The sequence below is a fragment of the Salinimicrobium aquimaris genome (genome assembly GCF_035607535.1).
Lineage (GTDB): Bacteria > Bacteroidota > Bacteroidia > Flavobacteriales > Flavobacteriaceae > Salinimicrobium.
Window position 1 is genome coordinate 341,435 of record NZ_JAYDZX010000017.1, and the last position, 20,686, is coordinate 362,120.

Genomic DNA, 20,686 nt, shown 5'->3' on the forward strand with positions numbered 1-20,686 from the left:
AGTTTAAAATTCAGAATTAGATAATTAAATAAGTAACATAAGCGACATAGCCTACAACAAAAACTGCGCCTTCCCAACGCTCTACCTTGCGGCCCCGGCCGGTGAAGACAAAGATAAAGAGCAATAGGCCGGTGAGGATGTTCACCATAATATCGAAAAGAGAATCTGGATTAATTCCCAGAGGAACTATAGTGCCCGATACTCCCAGGATGAGGAAAATATTGAAGATGTTCGATCCTACCACATTTCCAATGGCGATGTCGACATTCTTCTTTCGGACTGCGATTATGGATGTGGCAAGTTCGGGAAGAGAAGTTCCAATGGAAACTACGGTCAATCCTATAACTCTTTCCGAAAGCCCTATCACTTCGGCAATACTCACTGCACTTGTTACTATGAGGCGACCGCCAATTACCAGCCCGGCTAAGCCCAGAATTATGAATAGTACAGCTTTCCAGGTGCTGTAATCTTTCGTTTGGATCTCCTCATCTGCACCACCAGCTTTGGCTACCATGAGGTTATAGACGAGGAAAACAAGGAAGAACAAGAGGAGGATGATCCCGTCACTTCTGGAAATAAAATTGTTGCCTGCACCGTCGAGAAATACATCTGAAGAAACCACCAGCACACAAATAGCTGCGAGCAAACTCAGCGGGATCTCAATCCAGGTTGTATTGCTCTTTACCGTAAGCGGATAGATAATTGCAGAAATACCTAAGATTCCAAGGACGTTAAAAATGTTACTTCCCAGGACATTTCCCAGCACCATATCTGTGCTGCCGGTGGTGGCTGCAAAAACGTTCACTACCAGCTCGGGAGCAGATGTTCCAAAAGCTACAATGGTCAACCCAATAACAATGCTGGGAACTCCCCACCTCGCAGCGAGACTTGAAGCTGCATCGACCAGAGCATTGGCGCCATAAATTAAAGCAACAAAACCCACTAAAAGTAAAAGAATATCTACTAACATATGATCCTATAATTTGGTGTAGGTTGAAATTTCACTGTTGTCAACGAAGAATATTGAATTCACAAAGAGGAGCTTTCCGTTTTGCCAGAATGCGCGGAACAATGGGTTGTCGACCAGATAGATAAAACTACCGGCACCCATAGGTTCTACTCCAAAAGTAAGGGAATTCCTGATCTCTTTTCCAGCTTCACTACCTACAAATCCTGCAACAATATTAGGAGTATCCTGCAGGTAGCCAACGTTGAAACCATTGCTGAGAAGAGAATAACTCTCGGAACTTAGCTTTAGGCTTAGGTACGTGTCCTCATATCCAAAAGCCATTGGATGCGTGCTATCCATTTGTGTCTCAATAATACTACCTGTGATGAGTTCTTTAATTCCCTCTCTCTCCCGAAGGGCGTAAGGAACAAGGTTGGGTTTGGAAAGTGAATCTTTTTCCTTCTGTTCTTTGAGTTTTAGGTCAAAACCTTCTTTTCCCGCAAAAGACTTTAATGCGTTTCCAATAGCAATGACCTTACCTCCCGATTTTACCCATTCAGTAATTCTGTCAAGCCCTACTTCATTAAAAAGCTCGCTGTAATTGCCATTTGGGAGAATGACGATATTAAGTTTTGATAGGTCTATGTTGGAGAAATATCCCGTATCGATAGAGGTCACAGGGTAATTTAGCTCCTGTTCAAAGAAGTACCAGAGTTCTCCATAATTCAGGGAGGAAGTACCTTCCCCTCTTAAAATGCCAATTCTGGGGGTGTTTATAATTTTGACCTGCGAAGATCCAAGGTCAGGGCCCGAAGTAGAGAAGCCGGTGCTGGTGGAAAAAAGCTCTCTTTCGTGCTCGTTGGCTATTCGGGTTAACTGCTCATCAAAATCATTAACTTTTCCGTTATCACTTTTAGTAATAATAAGGCTTCCGGGCCCGAAGTTTTGTCCGGCAGTCCCTAACGCAGTTTCTGTAAATCTGACTCTGATTCCGGTTTTCAAAAGCGCGGAAAGGAATCGTGCATCTTTCATGCTGTTCCATCGCGTAATATAGGCTGCTGCACCTGGAGCAGGTTTATTTTCTGTAATATGGGTTTTTGTTGCAGCTATAGTCGGAACAGAAGACGTGGTGCTCAAAGCATCAAGGCCATAAGCGTAAGGAAGGCTCCAGGCAGTGATATCATAGGTAAGAGAATCCGGAAGGCTAGTTGCCGGCTCCATAAGAACTTTCACCATTTTTCCCTTGGGTTGGGCAGTGCTAACGACGAGGGTATTTTGTGCAGCTTCAATGCTACTGTTCTTTTTCTTCAGGGCGTCATAACCTTTTATTTTTCCCGGCTGCGCCATCGCGTAATTGATCTCATGCCGATCGAGCAGGTCCTTTAGAAGTTCAAGTTTATCCCGGTGCCCGGTCAAAACATAGTTAATTGCATTTTTTCCGCTGTTATCGTAGAACTTAGAAAATTCAGCACTTAATCTCTCCACATTTTCTGAAGCTATTTCAATTGTAGACAATCCCGTAACATGATGGTGTTCTACCCGGTCTACGAGTATCAAAACATAACCTTGTTCGGTTTCAATACCAAGTCCTTCCTGCCCGGCCTGTTCATAAGTCATCCCAATAGCTCCCATAAAAGTGGGATAGGTGTCTCCATAGCTGGGGTAAAGGAGATCAAATCTTTCTTTAGTAAAGTAAAGCCAGCCTTCCTCATCAAAATACCGGGCATGGTTAAGTCCTATCTCCCTTTGAAATTCTCTCTGGAAAGGAGTGATGATGTTATGCAAGGGTTCGGCTGCAGGGGCGAAATAATAAGGATCGTTCCTGCCCTGTTCATGAAAATCTACATGGATGTGAGGCAGCCATTGATTGTAGATCTCCAGGCGTTGTCTGGTCTCTGCCTGGGTTGCCCACGCCCAGTCCCTGTTGAGGTCAAACAGGTAATGATTGGGTCGGCCTCCGGGCCACGGCTCATTGTGTTCCACAGCCATGGGTGCTGTGTTATAAGGTGTGGCTTTTACCTGTTTATACCAGTTGACGTATCGGTCACGACCATCGGGGTTTACAGCGGGATCAATGATCACCACCAGGTCCTGTAGCCACTGTTGTTTTTCAGTTACAAGTTCATAAAGCGTTTGCATTGCTGCCTCGGTACTCGAAGCTTCGTTTCCATGAACATTATAACTAAGCCAAATAATGCCTTTTTTGGAAGGTAAAGTGGTATTTCCTTCAATTACACCGGCATTTTGCAGATGACTTTGACGGATCTCTTCCAGGTTGTTCAGGTTTTCTTCCGAAGAAATTACCGCATATGTGAGCGGCCTGCCTTCCGGAGTTTCACCGTATCTTTTAAATTGTACAAGACCCGACTTTTCGGCTACATGTTCAAAATATTCCACCACTTTATGGTGGCGCGTGAAATTAGTGCCCAGTTGATATCCCAAAAACTCTTCAGGAGATTGTTGTGCAAAGGCAACTTGGAAACTGAAAAAAAGGGCTGTAACTAAAGCCGGTACTTTTATCATAACGGGATGCAGAGTTTTAATTTTAGCTGGTAAATATAATGATTATCCAATCCAATATCTTTTTGCTCAATTTTACCGCAACCGCTGTTAATTGTATATTTGCAAAAATTCATTTCAATGCAGAAAAATTCTCTTTCGTATCGGGAGACTAATTATTTTACACCATTAGTGACCGATTATCTGGACCAAAAAGAGAATGTAAAGCAGTTCTATGAGCTTTTTCCCAGTCTGAATAACTTCGGAAAACAAATACTTTCCAAAAAGGAAAACTACAACAGCAACGACGGAAGAGAGAAACGCTCCACACTTGTTGAGGTCCTGAAGAAGCAGTACCGCCACCTGAAGGTTTCAGAAGCTACTTCCGGGAACATCGATCTTTTACAGGAAGAAACCACTTTTACCATTACAACGGGCCACCAGCTTAACCTTTTTACAGGACCACTTTATTTCCTTTACAAGATCGTTACTGCAATAAATCTGGCTGCCGATCTTAAAAAGGCATATCCTGAATACAATTTTGTGCCTGTGTACTGGATGGCTACTGAAGATCATGATTTTGAGGAGATCAGTTTTTTTCATCTCCACGGAAAAAAGTTTCAGTGGAATCCACCAAAATCAGATAAGTCAGGCGGACCTGTAGGAGAGTTGCCGACCGACGGTCTGGAAGATGTCTTTGAGCTATTTTCAGCTGAAATTGGGAACAGCAAAAACGCCGAACAGCTGAAGGAGTGGTTTAAAAAGGCATATTTGGAGCATGACAATCTTGCAGATGCTACCCGCTATCTCGCCAATGAACTCTTTGGGGAGCAGGGACTTGTAATCCTGGACGCACATGAGCCCGATCTTAAAAGACATTTTATTCCTTACATAAAAGCAGAACTTTTTAAACCCGATTTTCAAAATGCGGTCATCACTCAAAGTGAAGCTTTAGAAAAAGAGGGCTACAAAGTACAGGTGAATCCACGGGAGATCAACCTGTTCTACATGACGGAAGGACTTCGGGAGCGGATCGTTGAGAGGGGCGGGAAATTTTTTGTTCACGATAAAGAAATATCCTGGACCCGGGAGGAAATTGAAGACCTTGTAGAAAATCATCCCGAAAGATTTAGTCCCAATGTTTTGTTGCGCCCGCTTTATGAAGAAGTTATCCTACCAAACTTGTGCTATATAGGAGGTGGGGGAGAAATTGCCTACTGGTTTCAGTTAAAGGAACTTTTTAAAGAAGCAGGGGTCAGCTTTCCTATAGTTTTATTGCGGAATTCCGCTTTACTTCAAACAGTAAAGCAGGACCAAAAAAGACAAAAACTAAACATCTCTTTGCCTGAACTTTTCCTGAAGTCTCATGAATTGATCAACAGGAAAGTCCGCCGCATTTCAAATATCGACATCGACTTTTCTCCTCAAAAAGAGCATTTGGTGCAACAATTTCAGGATCTCTACAAGCTGGCTGAAGAAACTGATAAGTCTTTTTTAAACGCAGTAAAGGCACAGGAAGTAAAACAATTAAAAGGACTTGATCACCTGGAAAAACGTTTGCTTAGAGCCCAAAAGCGGAAACTCGGGGATGAGGTTTTCAGAATTGCTGCGCTTCAAAATGAATTGTTTCCCGGCAAAGGACTGCAGGAAAGGCATCATAACTTTTCTGAATTTTACCTGGAATATGGAGATCGTCTGATCCCGACGCTACTGGAGAACCTGAGGCCGCTTGAATTAAAATTTGATATTCTTTCGCTATGACGAAAATGCATAAGATAGACATCGATCTGGTAGAAATGACCCTCGATGTAATGAAATATACTGTTGACCGTATCTCTAATGTCACTCCGGAACTCGGATCTCCTAAAAAAGAAGAGGAACTTTTTGAGATGATCGGGGAAACTGTTACTCCAAAAGGAATAGGAGGGGAAGTAGCTTTTAAAATGTTCCGGGATATTCTGGTAAAAGCCACAGTTCCTATTGATCATCCCCGTCACCTGGCCTTTGTGCCGGCAGCACCAACGCGTGCCGCAATCATGTTCGATCTTGTGACCTCTGCTTCCAGTATCCATGGCGCCTACTGGATGGAAGGTGCAGGAGGGATCTTCTGTGAGAATCAGGCTATGAAATGGCTGGTTTCTCTTACGGGACTGCCTCAAGGAGCATTTGGAGTATTTACCAGTGGGGGAACTGCTGCGAATTTATCCGGATTGGTCGCTGCCAGAGAGGCCTGGAGAAAAAGAGATTCGGCTAATATTGGGGTGAGAGCTTTGCTCTTGACCTCCAACGGAGCCCATTCTTCCATTCAGGCTATGGCAAAGGTAATGGATGCCGACGTAGTGATGATCGACTGCCCCGATGAAAACCTGAGAGGTCATGCTTTGCAATCGGCAATAGATGAACTCAAAGAAGAGGATCGAAAAAGACTTTTTGCGGTGGTAGCAACAGGAGGGACAACAAATGCCGGAATTATAGATGAACTGGATTCTATTGCAGATGTTTGCGAAAAGGAGAAGGTGTGGTTTCATGTGGACGCTGCCTATGGAGGTGGAGCCCTTGCAGCCCCATCGGTGCGCCATCTTTTCAATGGGATAGAAAGGGCAGATAGTATTACGATCGATCCTCATAAATGGCTTTTTTCGCCCTATGATTGCGGCGCTATTATCTACAAGGATATGGAACTTGCAGCCGAAGCCCATTCTCAAAAGGGCTCTTACCTCGAAATCTTTAAAGATGAGGGAGCTCAGGGCTTTAATCCGGCAGATTACCAGATCCAGCTTACCAGGAGGATCCGCGGAATGCCTTTATGGTTTTCGCTGGCTATGCACGGGACCGAAAAATATCAAAATGCAATAGAAAAAGGAATTCAGCTGGCAAAGATCGCCGCTCAAAAGATTGAAGAGGATGAAAATCTTGAATTGGTGAGACCTGCCAGTTTATCTGTGGTTCTCTTCCGGAGAAAAGGCTGGACACCCGAAGATTACAGGGACTGGACTTACAGGAATCATAAAAACGGAGTTGCTCTCGTAACACCCACCAAATGGATGGGGAAGGACGGTTACGAAACGATTTCCCGCTTCTGCTTTATTAATCCCGAAACGACAGAGGCTGATATTGACATCATCCTGGAGACAATGAGGTAGTTCCATGTAAGGGTTATGGAGTTTCAGCTTTCGGTTTAATTATACCTCCTTTATCCTGCATTTTCAATTATCTAATGCAGGTGAGGAGGTTTCTCTTTTTTTGCTGCCTTAATTTTCTTGCTGTTCTTTTTTCTTCGATCCTGTTCTCCCGTGCTTCTTCTGGGCAGGAGCAGCGTAATCCTGTTTCTGAAAAATGGCAGAAAGTAGCCGCCAATTCAACATTGTTGTCTACCGGTGAAGCATAGATCTGTAAGGCAAGTAGAAAAGTGAGCGTCAGCATCCATTTTAGGTTCTTCATAGTTTTTCTGTTATACTATTATGACGAAACACCTGTCAAAAGGACGCAGATCTTTTCATGTCTTTTAAAAAAAAGATCCCGCTCGAAAGAGCGGGATCTTTATAAGTGAGATAACAGTTTAATTTATTTTACTTTGTTGACGATAGCTGCAAACGCATCCGGGTGGTTCATAGCCAAATCTGCAAGGACCTTACGGTTCAATTCGATTCCACTGGCTTTTACTTTCCCCATGAACTGCGAATAAGACATTCCGTGTTGTCTTGCACCAGCGTTGATACGCATGATCCAAAGTGAACGGAAGGTTCTTTTCTTGTTTTTACGGTCTCTGTAAGCATATAGCATTGCTTTTTCAACCGCATTTTTAGCTACTGTCCAAACGTTCTTACGACGTCCAAAGTAACCTTTTGCTTGCTTAAGAACCTTTTTTCTTCTGGCTCTCTTCGCAACTGAATTTACTGATCTTGGCATATTTTTAAAATTTTTTTGTAGCAGGCGGCTATTTCAGCACTTTTAAAAGAACTTCTAAAATCTAACTTCTAAATTCTAAGTTCGTTTTGCCCGACTCCAGGGTTATGAAATTTGTTAAACCATCAAAGGTTCAATTACTTTAAACGTAACTGAAGTTTGATATTATTCTCGTCTGCCTCGTGTACCAAAGTACTGTGAGTCAGAGCTAGCTTTTGTTTTTTGGTCTTCTTTGTTAAGATGTGACTTTTAAACGCATGCTTTCTTTTGATCTTTCCTGTACCGGTAAGCTTAAAACGCTTCTTGGCACTGGATTTTGTCTTCATTTTAGGCATTGTGTCCTTCTTTTTTAATTATCTCACTTATTATTGTAGATCATGCAGCCCAAAAGCTGCAGGATATTATTTCGATTTTGACTTTTTAGGAGAAATGAACATCGTCATTCGCTTCCCTTCAAGTTTTGGCATTTGCTCTACCTTTCCAAGTTCTTCCAGATCTGTCGCCAGTCGAAGTAAAAGGATCTCGCCCTGTTCTTTGAATACGATGGAACGGCCTTTAAAGAAAACATATGCTTTTAATTTGGCACCTTCCTTCAGGAATTTCTCGGCGTGCTTTTTCTTAAACTCATAATCGTGATCATCGGTATTGGGACCAAAACGTATCTCCTTTACCACAACCTGGGTTGCTTTTGCTTTTAAGGCTTTATCACGCTTCTTTTGTTCATAGAGAAACTTTTTATAGTCCATCACCTTGGCAACGGGAGGATTGGCATTGGGAGAGATCTCCACCAGGTCCAGTTCCTGCTCTTCGGCAATGGCTAATGCTTTTCGGGTTGGGTAAACACCCATTTCCACGTTGTCGCCTACAAGGCGAACTTCTTCCGCACGTATCTTTCCGTTAATTCTGTGCGGATCTTCTTTGATTTCTCTAAGAGGTCTTTTTGATCTTTTTCTACGTATTGCTATGGCTCAAAAATTTTGGTTAAACTTCAAATGCTTTTAAAGTACTATCTACTTCTTTCTTTATTATTTGGGCAAAGTCTTCTATTGACATTGTGCCAATATCGCCTTCCCCGTGTTTACGTACAGAAACCGTTCCGTTTTCTGCTTCCTGTTCTCCAACGATCAGCATATACGGAACTTTACTTACTTCGGCCTCCCGGATCTTCTTCCCAATCGTCTCGTTCCGGTTGTCTATAAGGGCGCGAATTTCGTGATTTTCCAGTAAAGTTAAAACTTTTTGGCTGTATTTTTCATATTTCTCACTGAGGGAGAGAATAATAGCCTGATCTGGCATCAACCACAGCGGGAAATTACCACCTGTGTTCTCTAAAAGAACGGCAACAAACCTTTCCATACTTCCAAAAGGAGCACGGTGGATCATTACAGGACGGTGCATCTCGTTGTCACTGCCTTTATAGGTTAGATCAAATCTTTCCGGAAGATTATAATCCACCTGGATGGTTCCAAGCTGCCACTGTCTGCCAAGGGCATCCTTAACCATAAAGTCGAGCTTAGGCCCATAAAATGCTGCTTCCCCGGTCTCTACTATATAATTAAGTCCTTTTTCTTTTGCGGCATTTACAATGGCGTTCTCTGCCTTGTCCCAATTTTCGTCAGATCCTATGTATTTTTCTTTGTTCTCGGGATCTCTCAGGGAAACCTGGGCAGTGAAATCTTCAAACCCTAATGAACTGAAGACGTATAAAGTAAGGTCAATCACTTTCTTGAATTCAGAATCCAGCTGATCGGGAGTACAGAAAATATGAGCATCATCCTGTGTAAAACCTCTAACCCGGGTAAGTCCGTGTAGCTCCCCACTTTGCTCGTAGCGGTATACAGTTCCGAATTCAGCAAACCGCTTCGGAAGATCTTTGTAGCTCCAATGACCGTTGTTATATATCTCACAGTGATGAGGACAGTTCATAGGCTTCAGCAAAAATTCCTCTCCTTCGTTCGGAGTTTTTATCGGCTGAAAGCTATCTTCTCCATATTTCGCATAGTGACCTGAAGTCACATATAGTTCCTTCTGACCAATGTGTGGAGTCACCACCATTTCATAACCCGCTTTCTTCTGAGCCTTTTTCAAAAAGTTCTCCAGGCGCTCTCTTAAGGCTGCACCTTTTGGAAGCCATAATGGCAGTCCCTGACCAACTTTTTGAGAGAAGGTGAACAATTCAAGTTCGCGTCCAAGTTTTCGGTGATCTCTTTTCTTTGCTTCCTCAAGTATTTCAAGATACTCTTTCAAATCCTTTTGCTTCGGAAAGGAAATTCCGTACACCCTTGTAAGCTGCGGATTTTTTTCATTACCTCTCCAGTAAGCCCCTGCAACGCTCATCAACTTCACTGCTTTAATAGGAGCAGTACTTGGAAGGTGTCCGCCGCGACAGAGGTCGGTAAAAGTATCATGATCACAGAAGGTGATAGTTCCATCCTCAAGATTTTCAATTAATTCAACTTTGAATGGATTGTTCTCTCTCCTGTAATAGCCCAGCGCCTCCTCTTTTGGAACCGAGCGCATTGTGAATTCGTGCTTTCCGCGAGCGATCTCGAGCATGCGGTCTTCGATCTTTTTAAAATCGTTTTCAGAGATCTTTTGATCCCCAAAATCCACGTCATAATAGAAACCGTTTTCAATCGCGGGGCCAATGGTGAGCTTTGCTCCGGGATAAAGATCCTGGATTGCCTGCGCCATTACGTGAGAAGAGGAGTGCCAAAAAGCCTTTTTCCCCTCCTCGTCGTTCCAGGTATATAAAGTAAGGCTGCCGTCGGTATTAAGGGGAGTGGTAACTTCTACCGTAGTATTGTTGAATTTTGCCGAAATCACATTTCGCGCTAGTCCTTCGCTAATGCTCTTAGCAACCTCCATAGGAGTTGTTCCTTTTTCAAATTCCTTTATACTGCCGTCGGGCAACGTAATTTTGATCATAATCTTCAATTAAGCTGCAAAGATAACAGGATAATGGGTGCTTTACAATACTATTAGCTATATGTGTTATTTTTTTGGTGTTTCCAATTTTGCTAAAGTGAATCTTCTGTTTCCCGCTGATATTGCAGATTTTCGCAGAAAAAGCGAAAGGCCAATAGCTAAGAGTCAACAGCTTTAATAACCTGCAACTCGCAACCGGCAGCAAGTTTGATCTGTAACTGTAAACGACACCACGATTAAAGCTAAAGGCTAATAGAAATAAAACTACCCCTTTCTTCTCAAATCAATTTTTAAAACCGTCAGTTCGAGTTGTTTCAAGACTGCTTTGCAGTTGTGAAAGAGTATCGAGAACCGGTTTTAAAAATTACTCGAAGTGACAGCATTTCGTCCTTCTAACTTCTAAAATCTAACTTCAAAGAGCTTTAACACTCATCCCGCCATCTGCTATGATATTTTGTCCCGTAATGAAAGAAGACCTATCCATAGCCAAAAATGCAATTACTGAGGCTATTTCTTCCGGCTCTGCGATACGGTGCAGCGGAGTGCGACGCAGGATCATTTCCTTGCGTTCCCCTTGAAGAATAGAGTCGGTTAAGGGAGTTCTCGTGTACCAGGGAGAAACGGCGTTTACTCTAATATGATCCCTCGCCCATTCCACGGCAAGACTTCGGGTTTGCTGCAGGAGTCCGGCTTTGGCCATAGCGTAGGGCGTACCTGTACCGACATCCTGAGTCGCGGCAGCCGAGGACACATTGATGATTTTTCCGTTCTTGGATTTTACCAGTTGAGGATATAGTTCACGAGCCAACAAAAAAGGTGCAATCAAATTTGTTTCAAGTACCTGCCGGTGTTCATCTTCAGAAATATCTGTAGCTTTTTTCCGGATGTTGATCCCGGCGTTGTTTACAAGAATGGTCACTGCCTTCCAGTTGTTCCGGGTCCAGGCGGCAATTTTTTCACGATCTTCGGGCCTGGTAACATCAGCTGCTATGCCTTTTACGGTATGTCCGTCCGCAGAGAATTCATCTTCCGTTTTTAATATATCATCAGCATTTCTTGCGGTGAACAGCACCTCTGCACCAAGCTTCAAAAATTCAAGTACCGTGGCGCGACCAATTCCCTTAGATCCGCCGGTGATGACTGCTGTTTGTCCTTTTAAGTTCCACATCTTCTTTATTGTATATTGTATATTGAATAATGTATAATGAAAATCTTCGCCGCTGGCGCGGATTTGCAATCCGTGACGAGGCTATCGCGGTAATAATGGTTTACGGCTTTTCAATAAATACTGCATACTATTGACTGCCCACTGCCTACTGATTTCTACTTCTAACTTCGTAGTTCTAAGCTCTAACTTCATAAAGCGGAGAGACCACCTCAAATAAAGACAAGAAAAATTAAAAAACCATTCTAAATCAATGGTAGATTCAGTATTCTTCTCAATACTTAACGAGGCGGCCTCTGTTCTATTTCGGGAAATCGATTACAGACTTCTTCCGGTCAAAAGTTTATAAATGATCAGGATCACGGCGATCACGATCAGGATGTGAATTATACTGCCAAGGTCGGGAAAGGCGAAATAGCCTATCAGCCATCCAATGATCAGTAAAACGATAATAAGCCATACTAGATCTCTCATAACTTTCAGTTTTATGCAATTCGTTGATTGCGGGTTAGGTTTAGTTGGTAAATGCACCTGCGAGAAGTTGTTTTTATACCCTTTCTTACAGATTATCTAATAAATGTACGAAAGGTTCTTTAACAAAATTCTACTTTAACGGAGGTTTAACGGCAGCCGCCCTGCGGCTATTCCGAATCCAAAAGTCAAGGTTTCAAAAGGTAAAATTCAGGTTTTTGTCTTCTCATCTATAATAAAATCTTGGATACTTTAATCTCCGAACTCCGATCTCCGGTCTCCAATCTGATAACACCCCTCTAAACCACCGGCAACCGGAAAAAATTGTATTTTCGCAAACAACATGCAGCACTCAAAAAATATTGCCATTGTAGGTACCGGCCTCGTCGGGTCTTTACTCGCCCTTCACCTCAAACAAAAAGGACATACTGTTACAGTTTTCGATAGGCGGCCCGATGTTCGCACTGTTGAATTTTCCGGTCGTTCCATTAACCTGGCTATGTCCAACCGCGGCTGGAAAGCGCTGCGGGAGGCAGGGATCGAGGAGGAGGTGAGGAAGCTGGCGATTCCCTTATATCGGCGTGCCATGCACGTGAACAGCAGTCCGGTATATTTTCAGAATTATGGGAAAGAAGGAGAGGCGATCTATTCGATTTCCCGAGGAGTCCTTAACCGGAAGATGATCGACCTTGCCGAAGCTGCCGGGGCCGAATTCAGGTTTGAGGAGAAAGTATGGGACGTGGATCTTTCAGAAGCTAAACTATACACCGGGGAATCTGAAAAAAGTAATTGGCAGGAGTACGATTTTGACCTCATTTTTGGGGCCGATGGCGCTTTTTCCCGGGTTCGGCACAAGATGCAGCGCCAAAGCCGGTTCAATTATTCACAGCATTTCATCGATGTTGGTTACAAGGAGCTGCGTATTCCTGCCAATGCCGATGGTTCGCACAAACTCGATAAAAATTCCTTCCACATCTGGCCCCGTGGCAACTTTATGTTAATCGCTATGCCCAACCTGGACGGGAGTTTTACCTGTACGCTCTTTCTGCCTTTTGAAGGGGAGCATTCTTTTGAAACCATTACTACTGAAGCTGCAGCCGAAAACTTTTTCACCGAATTTTTTCCCGATATCAAGGACGAGATCTCCAATCTTACGCGCGACTTCTTCAAAAATCCCACGAGTGCCCTGGTGACGGTGAAATGTTTTCCCTGGGCCTACTATGACAAGATCGCTCTTGTAGGGGATGCCGCACATGCTGTTGTTCCGTTTTACGGACAGGGAATGAACGCGGGATTCGAAGATATCTCTGAACTTAGCCGACTTGAAAACGAGTTTGGAGAGGACTGGGAGCAGATCTTTGCACAATATCAAAAGCTGCGAAAACCAAATGCCGATGCCATTGCTGAGCTCAGCTACCGGAATTTTATGGAAATGAGCAGCAAAACAGCGAATCCGCGCTTCTTGCTCCGGAAAAAGATCGAAAAACATTTTGCTGAAAAACACCCTGAAGAATGGATCCCTGTCTATTCGCGTGTCACTTTTTCTGAAGCGCCTTATTCTGAAGCCCTCAAAATTGGCGACCGGCAGGCTGCCATTATGGATGAAGTGATGCAAATGCCTGGTATCGAAGAAAAATGGAACTCAGCTGAAGTAGAGCAAAAAATTCTAAAGCTGCTGGAAGAAAGTTAGAAGTACGAGGTACGAAGGACGAATGTTTTTTGTCATTCAGAGCGAAGCTTTTGCGTAGCATAGGATCTCCTGCAATCTCCGTTTCCCGCAGATATACAGAATCCCGCTAAGTTACCTTCCAAAAAGGCTTTTTTCAGCACCTCTTTCCGGTGGCTAACCTCCGACCACTGCTCTCTTTCTTTGTCTTTTAGAGCGAAGCCTTTGCGGAGCGAAGAATCTCATTGGATCTCTCTTTCCCGCCGATCTCGCAGATATCCGCTGAAGACATTTTCTAAAGAAGAGAAACCTGTCCCGTAGGGACAAGAGATCGGTAAAGAAATAATAGGATAGAACTATATAGACCCGTACGGACCATAGGTGTTCATATTGAATAAAATCGTAGTAGAACTCAGGGAAATGGTAACTCGTATCCTACAACTGCTAATCATCAGACGGCAACAGGCAAACCTTGAAAAACCTTCCGCAGAATTAGCTGTCAAAAATGTCTTTTTCAACATGTATTTTTTCCTTTGAATAAAAAAGCATTATGGAGACGACAAATGGATGACGCATGAAGTGTCAGACTGAGCCGCCGACAGGCGAAAAGTCGTAGTCCTTTTGGAATGAAATATTTAATTACCAGTATTTCAGTCCTTCCTCTTATTCAAGAGAGGCTAATCTTTCCTTCGGTCGAGCTTAGCTCTTTAAGTTAATCTTCATGCTCTTTTTCTCTCTTGTACCTGTTTCGCGAATATTTAATTAACTTTTCCCACTCCTCTTCAATAAGTGCTGCTTTTTTATTTCGACTCCAACCTTTGATCTGTTTCTCTACCAGTATGGCCTGATTAGGATCTGTGAACTGCTCAAACCATTTCAAAACTACAGGTCTCCTTTTAAAAGTAAATGCATTCACATCATAGCCACGGTTATGTTCCATTATTCTCTTCTCAAGATTTGAAGTAAAGCCTGTGTAAAATGACTTTTCTGAACATTTGAGGATGTAGACGTAATAAAATTTCATTAGAGGAAGATATGTAAAAATAAGATAACGAGCGCTTCGACTCATCCTCCCTGCGGTCGGGCTCAGCGTGACATTCAAGTTAAACCTACAGCTTTTTTCCCTCTAGTTACCAACCTTCAGAAAAAAATCTACATTTATTGTAATATTTTGCAACACGGCGATTTTCCTGTCGTCTTTAAAGTGAAACCCAACCAAACTGAAGTTATTTTGATACAACATCAATTAATAGAGGCTTGCAAACAGAATGACCGCAGGGCGCAGCTCAAGCTTTATAACAAGTATTGCGACGGCATGTACTATGTGGCTCAGAGGTTCATCAATGATCCGTTTGAAGCTGAAGATGCCATGCAGGAGGCTTTTATCAAAGCCTTTGAGAAGCTGGCGCAGTTCACCGGAGAGGTATCGTTTGGTGCCTGGCTAAAGAGGATTGTGATCAACAAATGCCTCGATAAACTAAAAGCCCGTAAACTGGAAACAGTAGCTGTGAATGAGCAGATCCTGGGGACGGTAGAAGAGGAAGATAACTGGAATGTGGATGACGGGATAGGACTCGAAGATGTAAAGAAAACTATGGAAGAGCTGCCCGAAAAGTACAGATATCCACTGATGTTGTACCTGGTTGAAGGTTATGATCACGAAGAAATTTCAGAAATATTAAATATCTCGCAGGTAGCCTCCAGGACCCTGGTGCACCGCGGAAATAAAAAACTACAGGAAGAACTTAAAGTTAAAAAAGATGGCACAGGATATTAGAAAGATGTTGCAGGAAGACAGATCGTTGCCTTCCAAACCCCCAAAAGGACATCAAAAAAGATTTGAGGCAAGGCTGGAAAAGGCGTTTCCACAGGAAGAGCAGGAAAGCTCCTCTAACAGGAATTTCTTTTTCCTCAAAATAGCTGCAGTCCTTGTAGTGGTACTGGGAGCTGGATTTTTCTTCCTCAACCGGGAGGCTGAATTCACAGGGCCACAAGTTACCGATGCTCCTGTTGAGGATGAGCTTAATTCTTCAGAAGAGATTCCGGTAACTAAAGAATATCAGTTAAGCGATGAATCTCCCGAATTCAAGAAGATAGAAGATTTCTACCTGGCAAGCTTGAATATTGAACTGGCCAAACTGGAAGTGAATGACACCAATAAGGCCCTGGTGGATTCTTTTATGAAGCAATTGGCAGGACTGGATGAAGAATACAAAAAGCTGAATGCCGAGATCAACGAAACCGGACTTTCAGAAAGCAGTGTGGAAGCATTGATCTCCAACCTGCAGCTTAGACTGGAACTACTATATAAACTGAAGAACAAAATCAAAGATATCAATCAATCAAAAATCAAAGAAAATGAAAACTATCAGGCTTAAAACTGCGATCATTGCGCTCCTTTGTGCGACTACGGCACTGGCGCAGACAAGCAAACACAATAAAACCTATAAGACAAATAAAGATGTGACTGTGAACATCGATGCGCGCCACACTCTGGTGAATGTTGAATACTGGGATCAAAACCAGGTACAGGTTTCGGCTTATCTTGAAGGAGGGGAGGAGAACAAGAACAAATCCCTCGATTCCTGGAAATTTGACGTCAATGCATCGGCTTCAGAAGTGAAGATAAATTCTCAAGCTACACCAGGTGGACCGGGTGATTTTAATATGGCTTCACTTCAGGCTCCTATGGCAAAATTGACAGAAATGATAGGACCACTCACTCAGGCAATGGGTCCGCTACTGGAAAATCTTTCCGGTAATCCACTTCCGCCGGAATTCTATTCGAGCATGGGAGAGATCCATTTCGATTATGAGCAATACCAGAAGGAGGGTGACAAATATATTGAGAAGTTTGAACAGCGAATTGAAAAGAATTTTGGTAAAGACTTCGAAAAAGCAATGGAGGAGTGGGCTCAGAATTTTGAAAAAGATTCAGCCTTGTGGAAGAGCCATGAGAAGAAAATGGAAGCCTGGGGTGAGGACTTCGGGAAAAAGATGGAAGCCTGGGGTGAATCCTTTGGGAAAGACATGGAGAAATGGGGTGAATCCTTTGGAAAAGAAATGGAGGCCTGGGCTGCCGATATAGAGAAACAGGCAAAAGCACAGGAAGCAAAAACAGGAAAAAAGGTGATCATTCTAAAAGACCACTCCTCTGCTAAAAAAGTTCTGCAGGTTAAAATGCCCCGGGATGGACAGCTTAAACTGAACGTTCGCCACGGAGAAGTGAAGCTGGCAGGTACTACTAACAATTTGCGAGGTGAGGTTTCTCACTCTAAATTTAGTGCATCAGAGATCGGCGGAAAAAATACAAATCTTAAAGTGGCTTATTCCCCGGTGATGATCAGGAATTGGAAATATGGGGTTCTGAATGCAGCTTATGTACAGGAATTGAAAATCGAAAAGGCTGAAAGTCTGAAGCTGGATTGCAATGCCAGTGATGTACATATTAGAGAGCTGGGAGAGACGGGAATCCTCGCAGGAACTTTCGGTGAATTGAGAATTGATAAGGTAGCACCTAATTTCAAGAACCTGGATATCACATTAGAAAATTCAGATCTCGTGTTGGATCTTCCGGAGAGTGCTTTTAATTTCACATACAACGGGACGAACAGCGAAGTAGCATATCCCAAAGGATTGAAGCTTACTTCCAGTAATTCCTATGACAATCAAAAGCTGAAAGGTTATTACGGTAATCAAAATGCAGGTGCCACAATAAATATTCATGCGAAATTCAGCGAAGTAAACTTGAAGTAATTATTTTTGGCAAAAAGATCTTAATGCCAAATCCTAATTTCTTAACCGGCCTCACCTCAGGATTTACGCCTGTGATTGATGCCGGTTTTTCTTTTGATCGATATCGACATGTTGACCTGTCGGTGAACAATGCTGAATTATCTCAGGCACAGCTGGATTCTCCTGAAGCTATGCAGGAGTATCTAAATGAATTTCTTCGGAAGAAAGGCGGAACGATTGCCTGGGGAGGCTATAACGAACATCGCGGACTCTACAAGCGCAGCGGACTTTTTTCTGCTGCTGAAGAGGAAGGATTGATAAGGAACAGGCACATAGGTATAGATGTCTGGGCACCTGCAGGAACAGCCATTTTGGCAGTGCTAAATGGGAGGATCCATAGTTTCAAAGACAATAACAACTTTGGGGACTATGGACCTACAATTATCCTTGAACATGAATCTGAAGCCGGAAAATTCTATACTTTATATGGTCACCTCCAAAGAAAGTCCTTAGAGCACTTACAGGTAGGGCAGGAGGTAAAGCAGGGCGAGCGAATCGCGTCTTTGGGTGATGCTTCAGAAAACGGCAACTACGCGCCACATCTTCATTTCCAAATTATTCTTGACCTGCAGGGTAAAGAGGGAGATTATCCGGGAGTGTCAAATACGAAAGATTTAGAATTTTATCTCAACAATTGCCCTGATCCTGGGTTGTTGTTGAAGATTGATAAGATCAATTAGGCATGATATCTCAATGGTTGAAAAGAATACAAAGATGATAGGCTCGTAGGAACCGTCTATAGGTAAAAAGTATAATAATAGAAAAACACTGGGCCGACAGGCAAGGAATACTATTATGGAATTTTTCCAAAATGGAATATCCCGCACTTGTAGACACGGATAAAAAAATTTCTAATCAATTTCTCTAAATTGTTTCTTTTGCAACTTATTTTAGAAAGATTAGGAAAGTAATATTTTATTAGCAGGATGATTCAATTGTCCCGTAGGGACTATCTATAGGTAAAAAAGTATAATAGAAGATAGGCACTGTGCCTTTAGGTACAGGATGTGATTATTTTGGTGCCTGAAATATAAATTGTCTATCAAATTCAACTTCATGAACTTTTAAAAGCTTTAGATATTCTTCCTGAAATGATTCCATTTTATGATGCTCCTTTTGATTCTGAATATAACGTATCACCCTTGGCAATTGGATTTTGGAATAGGAAAAGGCACCATATCCTGCCTGCCAGGAAAATCTTCCTGGAACCATTCTTTTGTTGTTTATCCATTTAGAGGAATTTTGTTTAACTTCTTTCATCAAATCGGCTAGAGATTGGGTGGGCCGCATCCCGAACAAAATATGTATATGATCGGGCATTCCATTTATCTGTAGCACCTTATGTCCGTTGTTTTGAATTATACCTGTTATATACCTATACAATTCCTCTTCCCAATCAGATTTGATTAGGCTTTGCCGATTTTGTACGGCAAAGATGGCCTGGATGTGGATTTGTGTGTAGGTATTTGCCATAATATCAGCTCATATCCCGTACCTAAAGGCACGGTAAAAAAAATTAATCTAATCCTTCTACTCAAAGGTGGTCCCTACCGGGACAAAAGAAAGATGAAAAGAATTTACAAGAATACCGGAAATCGTGACGGCTTTAGCCAAATTCAATAATAATTAAAAGAACCTCCCAAAACTACCCTTTTCACCCGACCTTTACCCGCTCAATCGTCTGCGGATCTTTTAATGGTACCCGGATAAGGGTTTGATCCCAAACCAGGTTAAAATTAATTAGCCCCTGTTTTTCTTCAAAGTAAATCGTGAATTGCTCAACAGGATTTTCCAGTTTTCTCACCGGCACCTCTACTGTTAAAACGTCGTATTCCGGAATGCGGGAGGGGAGCTTATCGGCGGTGATGCCCCAGGGGTACATTTCGGAATTAAAGATCACCTTCCATGACTCCGGCCCCGGAATGGTCCATAATGTATAGGTGCCCGCAGGGAGAGGGGAGCCATCAATCAAAATATCTTTGGAGGTGTAAAAGGTTGTTGCTTCGTTTGCACCCGTGCGCCAGACTACATTATACGGTACCAGTGCGCCGAAGATCTCTCTGCCTTTCTTATAGGGACGGTTGTAGAAAACCTCCAGCTCCAGATCTCCACTGCTAAACTCTACCGTATCTTCAGGACTAAAGGACTTGGTGTTGTTCTTATAGATGATATAGGTGAGCATTACTGCTCCCAACACAATAAAGAATCCTAAAAAGCTTTTTTTAATAGCACTTTGCATACTCTAAGGTAAACAATTTCCAGGCCAGCATTTTTAAGGAATAAGGTTTAATGACTAAGGTTTAACTAGAAAAATAAACTCTGTGAAATGAACAGCTAACTTCGCTGGTGGGTGCAGCATATCTGGCAGTTAAGGTGGTGATGAAAGAACCTGCTCCAAAAAGGGCAAATTCCAATGGAGTGTTACATGAGAATAGGTGCAATAAACCAAAGACAATAGATCTATTGTTGTTCTATAACATATTTGAGAGGGAGCTGGTAGGAGTCGCTGCAAAGAAAAAATTTCATAAAGAAGCAGAGGGGGAGTAAGAGACCTAAACCAGAACTAAACCTCCTTTTAAAATAAATGTTTCAGGAGCTTACAAGCACTTTTGCAATTGAAAAGAAATAGTTCCTGTAGCAAGGTTCATGGACAGCAATAAAAAACCCCTTTTAGGGGCTTTTGGAAAATACATAGTTGGTAGAGAGACTACATTGCCTTTAGTTTACGCACTCTCGGCCTGTTTTGAGGATCCAAAGCTTCCTCGCCCGATTCATACTTCAGGCATTTCTGTACTGCACTCTCAATAGTCTCTTTTTGCTTCTTCAGGATTTTTAGAATTTCCTTCGGTAGCGTTTTAGCTTCCAGCAGCTCGTTGTATAGTTCCAGATTTTCCTCGTCTTTTTTTCTGCATTTTTTCAGCAGTTTTAGAGGCTTGGTCTTCACAAGGGCTTTTCTCTCCTGCCGCCAGTCGCGGTCGAGATTTCCTTTTTGAACCCATTCTTTGGCGGGCTCTACCCCGGCCTGTACCAGCTGTTCAGAAATTTCATAGCTAAAGCGGTTCCTATTGACAGTCTCGTGATTGAAAAATCGCTTCAATTCAACTTGCTGTACATCTTCGCCAGCGTTATAATAAATACGCTCTGCTTCAAAACTTTCCGTAAGCAGCCAATTCAACTTCTTAAATTTTGAGTAACGATCTTCCATAGTTAGTGTCTTTATGGTTCGAAGATAATTACAGAACCGGATTCCTCTCTGCCAAGCAATTGTTAAATCGCTGATTTTTAATAGAATATTCAGTAAAATTTA

General features: G+C 42.6%; 21 protein-coding genes. 8 read left to right on the top strand and 13 right to left on the bottom strand.

Going from position 1 to position 20,686, the window contains the following annotated elements; translation table 11 throughout:
• Positions 1 to 16 precede the first annotated feature (16 nt).
• Both VR862_RS15190 and VR862_RS15195 read right to left on the bottom strand, forming a co-directional pair.
• Positions 17 to 970, bottom strand: coding sequence for a calcium/sodium antiporter (locus VR862_RS15190; protein WP_324721881.1), 954 nt, complete (start codon positions 968 to 970; stop codon positions 17 to 19).
• Positions 971 to 976: 6 nt separating this feature from the next.
• Positions 977 to 3,472 (bottom strand): M14 family metallopeptidase, encoded by a 2,496-nt coding sequence (locus VR862_RS15195; protein WP_324721882.1) that lies wholly within the window; start codon positions 3,470 to 3,472, stop codon positions 977 to 979.
• 117 nt (positions 3,473 to 3,589) lie between these two features.
• Here VR862_RS15195 and bshC point away from each other — a divergent pair, with 117 nt between their 5' ends.
• Positions 3,590 to 5,209 carry a bacillithiol biosynthesis cysteine-adding enzyme BshC gene (gene bshC, locus VR862_RS15200; protein WP_324721883.1) on the top strand — a complete coding sequence of 540 codons (1,620 nt, stop codon included), beginning with the start codon at positions 3,590 to 3,592 and terminating at the stop codon, positions 5,207 to 5,209.
• A gap of 5 nt (positions 5,210 to 5,214) precedes the next feature.
• Positions 5,215 to 6,591 carry a pyridoxal phosphate-dependent decarboxylase family protein gene (locus tag VR862_RS15205; protein WP_324721885.1) on the top strand — a complete coding sequence of 459 codons (1,377 nt, stop codon included), beginning with the start codon at positions 5,215 to 5,217 and terminating at the stop codon, positions 6,589 to 6,591.
• 67 nt (positions 6,592 to 6,658) lie between these two features.
• On the opposite strand, the gene VR862_RS15210 is transcribed toward VR862_RS15205, so the two are convergent.
• From VR862_RS15210 to VR862_RS15240, 7 genes are all read right to left on the bottom strand, one after another.
• Positions 6,659 to 6,889 carry a hypothetical protein gene (locus tag VR862_RS15210; protein WP_324721887.1) on the bottom strand — a complete coding sequence of 77 codons (231 nt, stop codon included), beginning with the start codon at positions 6,887 to 6,889 and terminating at the stop codon, positions 6,659 to 6,661.
• 123 nt (positions 6,890 to 7,012) lie between these two features.
• A complete protein-coding gene (gene rplT / locus VR862_RS15215) occupies positions 7,013 to 7,357 on the bottom strand; it encodes a 50S ribosomal protein L20 (protein WP_324721888.1) in 345 nt (114 codons plus the stop codon).
• Between the two features lie 134 nt (positions 7,358 to 7,491).
• Positions 7,492 to 7,689: a 50S ribosomal protein L35 gene (gene rpmI / locus VR862_RS15220; protein WP_324721889.1), complete on the bottom strand. Its 198-nt coding sequence runs from the start codon at positions 7,687 to 7,689 to the stop codon at positions 7,492 to 7,494.
• A gap of 66 nt (positions 7,690 to 7,755) precedes the next feature.
• Positions 7,756 to 8,277 carry a translation initiation factor IF-3 gene (infC, locus tag VR862_RS15225; protein WP_324721978.1) on the bottom strand — a complete coding sequence of 174 codons (522 nt, stop codon included), beginning with the start codon at positions 8,275 to 8,277 and terminating at the stop codon, positions 7,756 to 7,758.
• 58 nt (positions 8,278 to 8,335) lie between these two features.
• The gene (gene thrS / locus VR862_RS15230) at positions 8,336 to 10,282 is read right to left on the bottom strand and encodes a threonine--tRNA ligase (protein WP_324721890.1); all 1,947 of its coding nucleotides are present in this window, start codon (positions 10,280 to 10,282) and stop codon (positions 8,336 to 8,338) included.
• A gap of 412 nt (positions 10,283 to 10,694) precedes the next feature.
• Positions 10,695 to 11,450 carry an SDR family oxidoreductase gene (locus VR862_RS15235; RefSeq protein WP_324721891.1) on the bottom strand — a complete coding sequence of 252 codons (756 nt, stop codon included), beginning with the start codon at positions 11,448 to 11,450 and terminating at the stop codon, positions 10,695 to 10,697.
• 315 nt (positions 11,451 to 11,765) lie between these two features.
• Positions 11,766 to 11,921: a lmo0937 family membrane protein gene (locus tag VR862_RS15240; protein ID WP_029038389.1), complete on the bottom strand. Its 156-nt coding sequence runs from the start codon at positions 11,919 to 11,921 to the stop codon at positions 11,766 to 11,768.
• A gap of 340 nt (positions 11,922 to 12,261) precedes the next feature.
• On the opposite strand from VR862_RS15240, the gene VR862_RS15245 reads away from it, so the two are divergent.
• Complete coding sequence (locus VR862_RS15245) at positions 12,262 to 13,608, top strand: FAD-dependent oxidoreductase (protein WP_324721892.1); 1,347 nt, start codon at positions 12,262 to 12,264, stop codon at positions 13,606 to 13,608.
• A 688-nt stretch (positions 13,609 to 14,296) separates the two neighbouring features.
• On the opposite strand, the gene VR862_RS15250 is transcribed toward VR862_RS15245, so the two are convergent.
• A complete protein-coding gene (locus VR862_RS15250; protein ID WP_324721894.1) occupies positions 14,297 to 14,608 on the bottom strand; it encodes a GIY-YIG nuclease family protein in 312 nt (103 codons plus the stop codon).
• Positions 14,609 to 14,815: 207 nt separating this feature from the next.
• On the opposite strand from VR862_RS15250, the gene VR862_RS15255 reads away from it, so the two are divergent.
• The 4 genes from VR862_RS15255 to VR862_RS15270 are packed head-to-tail and all read left to right on the top strand — an operon-like array spanning position 14,816 to position 18,059.
• Positions 14,816 to 15,361, top strand: coding sequence for an RNA polymerase sigma factor (locus VR862_RS15255; protein ID WP_324721895.1), 546 nt, complete (start codon positions 14,816 to 14,818; stop codon positions 15,359 to 15,361).
• Positions 15,345 to 15,962 carry a hypothetical protein gene (locus VR862_RS15260; protein WP_324721896.1) on the top strand — a complete coding sequence of 206 codons (618 nt, stop codon included), beginning with the start codon at positions 15,345 to 15,347 and terminating at the stop codon, positions 15,960 to 15,962. The genes VR862_RS15255 and VR862_RS15260 overlap by 17 nt, the downstream gene beginning before the upstream one ends.
• Complete coding sequence (locus VR862_RS15265; protein ID WP_324721897.1) at positions 15,943 to 17,340, top strand: YggN family protein; 1,398 nt, start codon at positions 15,943 to 15,945, stop codon at positions 17,338 to 17,340. Before VR862_RS15260 ends, VR862_RS15265 begins: the two co-directional genes overlap by 20 nt.
• 23 nt (positions 17,341 to 17,363) lie before the next feature.
• Positions 17,364 to 18,059: a peptidoglycan DD-metalloendopeptidase family protein gene (locus tag VR862_RS15270; RefSeq protein WP_324721898.1), complete on the top strand. Its 696-nt coding sequence runs from the start codon at positions 17,364 to 17,366 to the stop codon at positions 18,057 to 18,059.
• Between the two features lie 331 nt (positions 18,060 to 18,390).
• Here the strand turns inward: VR862_RS15270 and tnpA are convergent, their stop codons facing one another.
• Both tnpA and VR862_RS15280 read right to left on the bottom strand, forming a co-directional pair.
• On the bottom strand, positions 18,391 to 18,852 hold the full coding sequence (gene tnpA / locus VR862_RS15275) for an IS200/IS605 family transposase (protein WP_324721900.1): 462 nt from the start codon (positions 18,850 to 18,852) through the stop codon (positions 18,391 to 18,393).
• 181 nt (positions 18,853 to 19,033) lie between these two features.
• Complete coding sequence (locus VR862_RS15280) at positions 19,034 to 19,618, bottom strand: DUF2911 domain-containing protein (protein ID WP_324721901.1); 585 nt, start codon at positions 19,616 to 19,618, stop codon at positions 19,034 to 19,036.
• A 107-nt stretch (positions 19,619 to 19,725) separates the two neighbouring features.
• Between VR862_RS15280 and VR862_RS15285 the strand changes: the two genes are divergently transcribed.
• On the top strand, positions 19,726 to 19,926 hold the full coding sequence (locus tag VR862_RS15285; protein ID WP_324721902.1) for a hypothetical protein: 201 nt from the start codon (positions 19,726 to 19,728) through the stop codon (positions 19,924 to 19,926).
• Positions 19,927 to 20,086: 160 nt separating this feature from the next.
• On the opposite strand, the gene VR862_RS15290 is transcribed toward VR862_RS15285, so the two are convergent.
• Positions 20,087 to 20,584 carry a DUF2383 domain-containing protein gene (locus tag VR862_RS15290; RefSeq protein WP_324721903.1) on the bottom strand — a complete coding sequence of 166 codons (498 nt, stop codon included), beginning with the start codon at positions 20,582 to 20,584 and terminating at the stop codon, positions 20,087 to 20,089.
• Between the last annotated feature and the right edge of the window lie 102 nt (positions 20,585 to 20,686).

Excerpts from the sequence above, each read along its gene's own strand:
- VR862_RS15190 (WP_324721881.1), bottom strand. The coding sequence starts at position 970 with ATGTTAGTAGATATTCTTTTACTTTTAGTGGGTTTTGTTGCTTTAATT.
- VR862_RS15195 (WP_324721882.1), bottom strand. The coding sequence starts at position 3,472 with ATGATAAAAGTACCGGCTTTAGTTACAGCCCTTTTTTTCAGTTTCCAA.
- bshC (WP_324721883.1), top strand. The coding sequence starts at position 3,590 with ATGCAGAAAAATTCTCTTTCGTATCGGGAGACTAATTATTTTACACCA.
- VR862_RS15205 (WP_324721885.1), top strand. The coding sequence starts at position 5,215 with ATGCATAAGATAGACATCGATCTGGTAGAAATGACCCTCGATGTAATG.
- VR862_RS15210 (WP_324721887.1), bottom strand. The coding sequence starts at position 6,889 with ATGAAGAACCTAAAATGGATGCTGACGCTCACTTTTCTACTTGCCTTA.
- rplT (WP_324721888.1), bottom strand. The coding sequence starts at position 7,357 with ATGCCAAGATCAGTAAATTCAGTTGCGAAGAGAGCCAGAAGAAAAAAG.
- rpmI (WP_324721889.1), bottom strand. The coding sequence starts at position 7,689 with ATGCCTAAAATGAAGACAAAATCCAGTGCCAAGAAGCGTTTTAAGCTT.
- thrS (WP_324721890.1), bottom strand. The coding sequence starts at position 10,282 with ATGATCAAAATTACGTTGCCCGACGGCAGTATAAAGGAATTTGAAAAA.
- VR862_RS15235 (WP_324721891.1), bottom strand. The coding sequence starts at position 11,450 with ATGTGGAACTTAAAAGGACAAACAGCAGTCATCACCGGCGGATCTAAG.
- VR862_RS15240 (WP_029038389.1), bottom strand. The coding sequence starts at position 11,921 with ATGAGAGATCTAGTATGGCTTATTATCGTTTTACTGATCATTGGATGG.
- VR862_RS15245 (WP_324721892.1), top strand. The coding sequence starts at position 12,262 with ATGCAGCACTCAAAAAATATTGCCATTGTAGGTACCGGCCTCGTCGGG.
- VR862_RS15250 (WP_324721894.1), bottom strand. The coding sequence starts at position 14,608 with ATGAAATTTTATTACGTCTACATCCTCAAATGTTCAGAAAAGTCATTT.
- VR862_RS15260 (WP_324721896.1), top strand. The coding sequence starts at position 15,345 with ATGGCACAGGATATTAGAAAGATGTTGCAGGAAGACAGATCGTTGCCT.
- VR862_RS15265 (WP_324721897.1), top strand. The coding sequence starts at position 15,943 with ATGAAAACTATCAGGCTTAAAACTGCGATCATTGCGCTCCTTTGTGCG.
- VR862_RS15270 (WP_324721898.1), top strand. The coding sequence starts at position 17,364 with ATGCCAAATCCTAATTTCTTAACCGGCCTCACCTCAGGATTTACGCCT.
- tnpA (WP_324721900.1), bottom strand. The coding sequence starts at position 18,852 with ATGGCAAATACCTACACACAAATCCACATCCAGGCCATCTTTGCCGTA.
- VR862_RS15280 (WP_324721901.1), bottom strand. The coding sequence starts at position 19,618 with ATGCAAAGTGCTATTAAAAAAAGCTTTTTAGGATTCTTTATTGTGTTG.
- VR862_RS15290 (WP_324721903.1), bottom strand. The coding sequence starts at position 20,584 with ATGGAAGATCGTTACTCAAAATTTAAGAAGTTGAATTGGCTGCTTACG.